General features: G+C 44.5%; 12 protein-coding genes and 1 pseudogene. 1 reads left to right on the top strand and 12 read right to left on the bottom strand.

The genetic code is table 11. The annotated features are described in order from the left end of the window. The 5 genes from L1N85_RS00065 to L1N85_RS00045 all read right to left on the bottom strand — a co-directional run. Positions 1–683: transposase (locus tag L1N85_RS00065; RefSeq protein ID WP_235233322.1), on the bottom strand; the 683-nt coding region annotated here is incomplete at its 3' end. A 262-nt stretch (positions 684–945) separates the two neighbouring features. Then, positions 946–1,452, bottom strand: coding sequence for a hypothetical protein (locus tag L1N85_RS00060; RefSeq protein ID WP_235233320.1), 507 nt, complete (start codon positions 1,450–1,452; stop codon positions 946–948). Between the two features lie 398 nt (positions 1,453–1,850). Further along, complete coding sequence (locus L1N85_RS00055) at positions 1,851–2,456, bottom strand: DUF4145 domain-containing protein (protein ID WP_235233318.1); 606 nt, start codon at positions 2,454–2,456, stop codon at positions 1,851–1,853. 238 nt (positions 2,457–2,694) lie between these two features. Next, the gene (locus tag L1N85_RS00050) at positions 2,695–2,982 is read right to left on the bottom strand and encodes an acetate and sugar kinases/Hsc70/actin family protein (protein ID WP_235233316.1); all 288 of its coding nucleotides are present in this window, start codon (positions 2,980–2,982) and stop codon (positions 2,695–2,697) included. Positions 2,983–3,070: 88 nt separating this feature from the next. Beyond that, complete coding sequence (locus L1N85_RS00045) at positions 3,071–3,484, bottom strand: ParM/StbA family protein (protein ID WP_235233315.1); 414 nt, start codon at positions 3,482–3,484, stop codon at positions 3,071–3,073. 441 nt (positions 3,485–3,925) lie between these two features. On the opposite strand from L1N85_RS00045, the gene L1N85_RS00040 reads away from it, so the two are divergent. Further along, complete coding sequence (locus L1N85_RS00040; protein ID WP_235233313.1) at positions 3,926–4,453, top strand: hypothetical protein; 528 nt, start codon at positions 3,926–3,928, stop codon at positions 4,451–4,453. A gap of 207 nt (positions 4,454–4,660) precedes the next feature. Here the strand turns inward: L1N85_RS00040 and L1N85_RS00035 are convergent, their stop codons facing one another. The 7 genes and pseudogenes from L1N85_RS00035 to L1N85_RS00005 form a co-directional block, all read right to left on the bottom strand. Continuing rightward, a complete protein-coding gene (locus L1N85_RS00035) occupies positions 4,661–4,831 on the bottom strand; it encodes a hypothetical protein (RefSeq protein ID WP_235233311.1) in 171 nt (56 codons plus the stop codon). A 646-nt stretch (positions 4,832–5,477) separates the two neighbouring features. Then, positions 5,478–5,636, bottom strand: coding sequence for a hypothetical protein (locus tag L1N85_RS00030; RefSeq protein WP_407946294.1), 159 nt, complete (start codon positions 5,634–5,636; stop codon positions 5,478–5,480). 27 nt (positions 5,637–5,663) lie between these two features. Then, positions 5,664–6,167: a hypothetical protein gene (locus tag L1N85_RS00025; RefSeq protein WP_235233309.1), complete on the bottom strand. Its 504-nt coding sequence runs from the start codon at positions 6,165–6,167 to the stop codon at positions 5,664–5,666. A gap of 80 nt (positions 6,168–6,247) precedes the next feature. Continuing rightward, the gene (locus L1N85_RS00020) at positions 6,248–6,463 is read right to left on the bottom strand and encodes a DUF5348 domain-containing protein (RefSeq protein ID WP_235233307.1); all 216 of its coding nucleotides are present in this window, start codon (positions 6,461–6,463) and stop codon (positions 6,248–6,250) included. A gap of 122 nt (positions 6,464–6,585) precedes the next feature. Next, positions 6,586–6,864: a hypothetical protein gene (locus tag L1N85_RS00015; RefSeq protein ID WP_235233305.1), complete on the bottom strand. Its 279-nt coding sequence runs from the start codon at positions 6,862–6,864 to the stop codon at positions 6,586–6,588. A gap of 16 nt (positions 6,865–6,880) precedes the next feature. Beyond that, positions 6,881–7,612 carry an IS21-like element helper ATPase IstB gene (gene istB, locus L1N85_RS00010; protein WP_268818081.1) on the bottom strand — a complete coding sequence of 244 codons (732 nt, stop codon included), beginning with the start codon at positions 7,610–7,612 and terminating at the stop codon, positions 6,881–6,883. Beyond that, a pseudogene (locus L1N85_RS00005) lies at positions 7,609–8,084 on the bottom strand (IS21 family transposase); the annotation flags it as partial. The pseudogene L1N85_RS00005 and the gene istB, both read right to left, overlap by 4 nt.

The raw sequence follows: 8,084 nt of genomic DNA, 5'->3' as shown, positions 1-8,084 counted from the left end.
CGCCGACTGCCCTTTTGACGGCGGGATAAGATTCGCTGCAAGCGGGCAAGCTGCTTCTCGCGCTTGTGCAGCCACTTGGGGTTCGCGATTGCGGGGGCGTCAGAGAGCACGGCAAACGTCTTGATGCCTAGATCGACGCCTACCGCACGATCGATTGGCGGCAGCGGCGTGACTTCTGCCTCACAGAGAATGCTTATGTAGTATTTTCGGCTCGGCGACATCCGCACGACAGCATTTATGATTCGCCCCTTAAGCTCGCGGCTGTTCGCATAGCGAACAAGGCCCAGCTTTGGCAGCTTGATATGCCTCTCTCCCACCGCAATGTTACCGTTCACGCATTTGGTCGTGTAGCTTTGCACGGGGTTCGCTTTGCTTTTGAATGTGGGCTGATTATTTTGTTGTTTAAAGTAGCGTTCGTACCCATCTGCTAAGTGGCGCACGCTTGTCTGCACCGCTATGCTGTCCACCTCCCTCAGCCATTCATGCGTTTGCTTTAGGCTAGGGATCTCCGCCGAGCATTCCTTATAGGAGAGCCCTTTGCCCGTGGATGAGTAAGCATCCTTCCATTTCCCAAGGAAATGGTTGAACACAAATCTCGCGCACCCGATCGTTTTACGAATAAGCGTGGCTTGTTCATGAGTAGGATATAGACGATAGCGATAAGCTTTGTGCACAATGACCACTTAGGACGCCTCCTTGCAAAAAAAAGAGTATGCGCTCATTATACCAGAACATACATTCTATTTCTAGAGAAAACGATTCATCCTCTCCCTAAAACGACTTCGTTTTTGAGGAAGAGGTCTTCTCGCTAGTGTTGATAAATCAATCAAGGACAAGTAAAACTCAAATTTGATCATACAGCCACTGATATTTTAATCAGTGGCTTTTCTTATTTATCTCCACACAAAAAAAGCCACTCTGCCGGAGAGTGACTACATTTACTACTTATCCGTTATTATTTTCTTTTGCAGGTGCGACATCTTTAACCTCAAGAATTTGATTCATGGCTAGATATATTCCATCAATATTAGTACAATACCTTTGTTTTCTACCATTTTGATAATCATCCAAGTATTTTTGAGCATCCTTTACTATCGTTTTCAAATTTTTATTAATAATCCCCAATAGCGTTGCATAATAAGGATTATTTTCAACATTAAACTTGCGCAGGTATTCGCTCTTTATGGGAAACATTTTAAGATAATGTAATCCATGTACATGATGCTTTTGAGTGGTTTTTCTTGGAGGCAAACTAAAATATTGATCTTTTGGAGTATTTGAGTCAATATTAGACCTAAATGGTACAGCAAAATCTTGTCTAATCCCACTATACTTCAATCTCAGAATGATTAAGTAAGGTCTACGATTAGTATTATCCATTAACTCTTTGTCGAATTTAACTAACTCAAAAAAATCATCTGAAATAGAAGATAGCTTCATAGTTCCTCCCAAGAAAAATTCCCTCTTTTAAAAAAGAGGGAATTAGTTCACTTACACATGTATGATATTCTACATATTCACGTCCCCGTCATTCCCGGAGGACAAACTTACAAGTGAGTAATATTCTCTTGCACTCTCCGTTACTCTCGGGGAGTGACTTTAGTTTATCGTCATTTTCGGTTACTGTCAACGATTTTTTCTAAACACATTCAGGAGATTACTGAGAAATTAGGAGTTAAGTGCTTCATTCTTGAACAGGAGTTCATATTCCAAACGCTTAACTTGCATTTTTCATCCCCCACCTAGTCCTACAACATTCGACGCTAAGGGAGGAATTTTACAGCTTCCTATCATTGGATAAGCAAGTAAAGCATCCTCATGACATTTAAGGGAGATGGAGTAGACTTTAATCACTGATTATCCTTGTTATGTCTCTCCATAAACTGTTCAAACTTGTTCCTCAATATATAAACGTAGTCACAAATGGCTAGAGCAAAATCTAATAGATCGGTAGCATCTACCCTGTCAATTTTCTCTTCAGAGGCATGGGCTCCAATATTACGTTGGATTCGCAGAGCATCTCCCCAATCGTATATTCTTTTATCGATAACCTGGCGATCCAATAGCTCTTTTAATCCACCTGCAATATTGTTATTTTTAGTCTTAAAATCTTTGCAAATGCCCTCAATCGCTCTCCCACACATTACCGCACATCCAATATACGCTTGTCCTGCAAAGCACTTCTTTGCTTCAATTAATGCGATACTAACAATGTCTGGAAGTTCCCAAGAAAGGATTCTCTCGGGCTCAGGCCATAGTCTAATTGCGTTACTCCACTTATATTCTTCATGCCCAATTTGCCAATGTTCAGTTTCTGCTAATAAAGTACAATGGCACACAGGACACTCTAATAAGACCCTCTTGGAAGGGTTATCTTCGTGCTCACCATATGTCTGATGCTCACCTCTAACTATTCCATCAACTTTGGATTCACAATAAGGGCAATCAACAATCATTTTGCACCTCTTTTCTTAGACGGTTCTTGTTTCCATCTCCGCAATTTGTCAGATAACATTAGTCCATTAATGAGTTTAATATTAAGCCTGTCCGCTGCTTCTGCCTCCTCTAATCACGTGCGCGTAAAGCACCGTTTTCACGTAACCGCTAAAGTTCGAACTCTGTGACGTTACCCAACGTACAATTCTCGTTGATGTGAATTTTCCACATTAAAATTAACGGCCTTTCTGACGAAATTCATAACGTTCCACTCCCCACGCGATAAAATCCGATCGCATTTGCGTATATTGGGTTCTCTACCGTAAGCACTAATGGAAAGTACTGGCGCAATAACTCCGCCATCTCCTTCGCACGCCCACCGCTTACCCATACGTTGTCATTAGTCGCCCACTTCTTACCGAGCTCACCCGCGATCCGAGCCGCCATTTGACACGGATTATCCGTCTTATTCGTGTTAAATCCGAAGGGTAACGTGCCGGAATCTCGGTCAACGTAACGCTTATTCCGCATTGTCACGTAATTCACCGTTTTACTGCCTGCGTCAATGATTCGTACACTTCCCTCAGTCGGCGCCGACCAAAACGCACCTCCGCCTTCGACCGCTACCTTGACGTCAACGATCCGGATAATGCGTTACCGTAATGTCCCAATGACCGCGTCCGATAAGAAGCTCGCGGATAGCCTTCTTCGTTTCCGGCCGGTGAGATTCTACCGGAAGACCGGTCGTTACGACTACATCCGTTAAGCCTGCGCAATGTATCGCCACTAACGCGAGGATTAATTTGTCGGCGTGCGCCTTGTCGTCCGTCATCATATAGCGCCAGAACTCCGATTCATTAAGCGCTAGGTTGCCGATGAAGAAGCGCTCGCCGTTAAACACCGCTTCAATGTCGTCTTCTCTTCGCGATTGTAACCGTCGTTCGCGCCATTCTCCGACTACCGATGGGATAAACAATGTGCGGTTCCCATCGAATGCTTTGACACCGTTGCGGCCGATGTCGATTCCGATGTGCTTCGCGTTTTCCAATTCGCACCGCCGCCTCCATACATAGGTAAAACGTAGTCATGCTGTAATGGGCGTTACGTTTTACGTATGTGTTAAGTTATGCAGTACGGCTCGGTCCAGTAGCTTAGTTTTTTAATAAAGTTTGTTTAAAAATTTCACAGATTGTCCATACTTATGATATAATTTGAGGACATATGGGAGATGATAGACATATGCACGGGATTAGGAAGCCACGAACAAGACTCGGTAAATGGTTAGATAACAAAGGAATAAAGCAGGAGTGGTTGATTAAAAAGAGCGGATTAGGCAGGAACACGATTACATGGGCTTGTGGTGAAGAGGATTATATGCCTTCGGGGAAAACGATGCAAAGGATCGTATATGCTTTGCGTGAGATAGACGGATCGGTTAAAGGTGAGGATTTCTGGCCTATATAGGTGTATAAAGGGAGTGCGTTTTAAAGTGAGTGATGAAAACCGCGAGTATAAAAAAGAAAGCTGTGATGCAATACTCGACACGGCAAAAACAATTCATAACGAAGAAGCTGAAAGGTTTAAGCAAATAGAAGCAAAAACAAGTATCGCCCTCGCTTTTACGGGTTTACTGTTTGGTGCATTCCTAACCTATGTCACTACAAACGCGCCTGTTCTGAAGGATATAGCTAGCCTTATCTATAATAGTCTATTTAGATTGATAATTGTCGCCCTCATATCTTTAAGTGCTTACTATTTCCTTAAATCAATAAAAGCAGGAGACTACGATCAAATCGATCTCGGAAATATTGTAAGCAACTCATTTGCAAAAGAAGATTCGGGAAAAGTTAAAATGGGGATAGCCGCTACATATAAAGATGTCGTTGATCTAAACGGAGACAAAATTGAATCGAAAAGTCGGCATTATACAATTGGCTTAAATTATATTTCTTGGGGATTTACAATATTTGTAGTTCATATTATTGTTGAGGAGATTATTCGACATGCCACGAGATAATCAAAGAGGAAAATTTACCGGAGAATCTAGAAGTAGTGGAAGTAACGATGCGCCACCTGGAAGAGGTACTAAGCGAATTACTAAAAGCGTATTTTCGGAAACGAGAGGTTCTGCAAACTCTGGAACTGGTAATAGAAATTCTTCCAACGGTAGAAAGACAGAACGGTGATATGTCCGCACTCATATAAATTTTTCACTGGAACGCATTTATAGACGCAGAAGAACGCCCACCAACGGATTATTCTCCGCAAGTGGGCGTTTATTTACGTTAACTTTATCGCTCACCGGCGCCGCCTCCTTGCGCTGTAACGCGAACACTTCCGCGATCCCTTCAATGATTGCCGCCGCGCATTTCCTCCGATAAGCGTCCGTCTTCAATAGCGCCGCCTCTTCCGCATTCGACTTATGTCTCCCGAATGATTCGACGCTTCCACCTAGGACCTCGTTCTCGTCCGCCACCTCATAGCGTGTTTTTCTGCGGCCTCCGACAAGTTGGACCATATAATTGGGGGAGTTATGTACTACAATATGGATCCGGAAGATGCCTCAGCATGGCTCGAGCACGAGGCTGACGATATCACCACAACGCTAGAATGTTTATTGATGAGGTGGATGAGGATTTCCATTAGAGCTACCATTTACACCATTGTAAATCACTAGCGTTGCATAAAAATATCTCGGTGTCGTCAAATCGCCAAATCAATTGAAATAAAAATAATAAATAGGACTCAATTGGATATTCGAAATTTTCAGATATTAAGGTTTCTCCGTTTTGAGCTAAAAGGACCGAATATCAGGCAGTCCGTTATCCACATAATGTAATATATTTAAATTAATGGATCATATGACAGATCGTTCAAGTGGTCTGTTTCACCTGTTTCGAATTGCTGCAACGTCTCTGCAAATATTCGGTCATTGTCGTATGTTCGTCGCCCTTTGGATGTTCGGGTTGGATTCCCGTACAATTTCCGGATCATCGCTTCTAATGGTTCATCCCAGCAGCGCTGTACGAGTTTGTAGACGATCAACAGTTTCCCTTGATAAGCGATTTCCGCTGCATAAGCAGAAGAAGACAATACGTGATGAGTGCTATGTGGATTTGCGTGTAAAAAGCGTTCGCGCTGTTACCATAAAATCGCTTGATATGCAGATGCTGCTTCACCCACTTGAAGAACAATTCAATGTGCCAGCGGTAACAGGGGGCTATACCCTAAACCACAGATATGGTGTCCAATTTTCTTTCTTCGGCATGCTTTGCTTGATTATATATCTTTACAAAATCGGGCGACACACTTTGAACTGCATCATTAAAAACTTCTTGATTATGTCTAAACGGTGCACATCCTTGTAATCTTATTTCTCTAAATGAATGATCTTCTTCATAAGCAGCAATAAATACCTCAAGACATTCTGCATTTGGGCATGCACATATCAGCTTATAATACGTACTAGCATATAATTTAAACTCATATCCCCCGAGGAATTCAGGATTAATTGCTTTCCTACACATAGGACAACTATCAGGCAGATCTAAATCAAGGTTTCTAAGGTCATTTGCATTAAGTGAGTCATGTTTCCCTTTCACGTAAAACCAATCCTTTCTTGGAGCCTGAGTTCTATAATTCGACGTAAGTGTTTTTTGCAAGTGAAAATTCCTCACTTTTGCAAAATATTTTTCCCCACCCCAAGTGGGGAATTTTAGGTCAGCCATCACAGGCAACATTTCCAGAAACTATATAAGACCATCAATAATTCACTGGGAATTACACAGGCCGGGGCGAGTGTATTTCTGTATTAGATGCTTACCACATATTCATCTGACGTGCGCAAATAAAACCGAACGTCCTTGATGACGAAATACCACTGTTGCCGATCCATTTCTACGGAACACAGGACCGGCTCACCACCAATGTAGAGTTCCAGCGTTTCTCCACAGTGCAGCTCATATCGGCGTCCTTGTAGATCCACACTCCATCGATCCGTTGTCGGATCATACCACATCCTTTGCATAGCTTCACCTCTTGAAAGAATAGTTCCCCATGATTTCCCCTCTTTCCATAGCGTTGCAGGGCAAGGGAGGGGCGGACATGTTGACCCGCCCTTTATTTACCCTCAAGCACCCGACTGAATCGTTATTCAAGCGGCTGCAACACGTGCTTAAATTTCTCGTAGGCGGCATAATGGTCAAAGGACTCGTACAAGTCCGTATGCGGTTCCGGGAAGGGTTTCTCTTGACCTGCAGGCGTAAGCTCATTGATCCGGCATCGCAGCTGGATCATCTGCAATTCAAGACTTCGCGCGTAGGCAGTCAACCCTGCCACGAGTTCTTCTGTTTCCTGTTCTTCCCCAGCTTCCAGCATCAAATCGTCTACGATCGGTTCAGCATAGTGGCTATGGATGGTCTTGTTCACTTTTCATGCCTCCTTGTCATTGGGCCAGTCTCGATTCTCTCATTCGATGACTGGTTCCCGGGAATAATAGCAAATGGCAGTGGTGCAACACGCGATCCAGGATGGCTCCCGTCATTTGTTCATCGTAGAATACATTGACCCAGCGGGAGAATTCAATGTTCGTATTGATGATTAGCGTCTTTCGCTCATAGCACTCCGAAATGACTTCAAACAACAGCTGAGCGCCCGTTCGATCCAGAGGCACATATCCCCACTCATCGCAGATGACCAGCTCTGCCTTCGCAATTTGTTTCATCAATGCGGACAGGGTACCGCTCTTCTTCGCCTCTGAAAGCCGATTCACAAGCGCGGCCGTTCGATAAAATCTCGTCTCGATCCCTTGTTTGCAAGCCTCCACACCTAAGGCGATGGACAAGAAGGTTTTGCCCGTTCCCACATTGCCATACATAACAAGGTTAGTGTTGTTCTGGAGAAAATCCAGATTTTTAAGTGATTCCGGCGTCACACCCGCGGGTAATGTGACCTCTTCAAAGCAGAAGTCTGCAAATGCTTTGAGACTGTAGAACCCGGCATGTTTCAACAGCTTGTCCACTCTTGCCGCTTCCCGGTGTTCCAGTTCCGCCTGCAGCAACTGCAGGAGATACGCCTGATGGCTGTCCGCCTGTATGCTCCCGGACATCTCAGCAATATTGCGGCTGAGTCGAAGCGCCTTACAGCAAGACGCGATGTCATCGGTAAGTATGATCATCCACCCGCCTTTCCCAGCTTGTCGTCATACGCCGTCAGGTTAGGATTTATCCGTTTGAGATCCGGGATGTTGCCGGCCAGGCGGATCGGAGTCAGTTCTACCACGTTGCCATGGATTCGCCGATGCAGATTCAGTAGGCTGTCGGTGTCGGTAGCATCATAGGCAAGTGCGTCGTTCACCGTTTCCACCGCAGATTCGAATCCATTCTTCTCGGTTAAGGTCGCTATGGCTTGCAATACCTTACCTTTCTCGCCCTTGTTGCAACGTTCCAGAAACTGTTGCACGGATTCCGGAAGCATGGCGTAGATGCCGGAGTATTTCAAGGCGCCAGGACTGCGCGAAAGTTGTGTAAGATAGGGCAGCCACTGCATGCGTTGCTGCCGATGATCGCCATAGCATCGCTCGTGCCGGACGATCTCCCGGTGGTTCTCATCCAGTGGAATGACTTCCATAGCGGTCACTTTAACGAGTA

It is taken from the genome of Paenibacillus alkaliterrae, assembly GCF_021532375.1.
Taxonomy (GTDB): Bacteria; Bacillota; Bacilli; order Paenibacillales; family Paenibacillaceae; genus Pristimantibacillus; species Pristimantibacillus alkaliterrae.
This window is presented reverse-complemented; position numbering and strand designations above follow the sequence as displayed.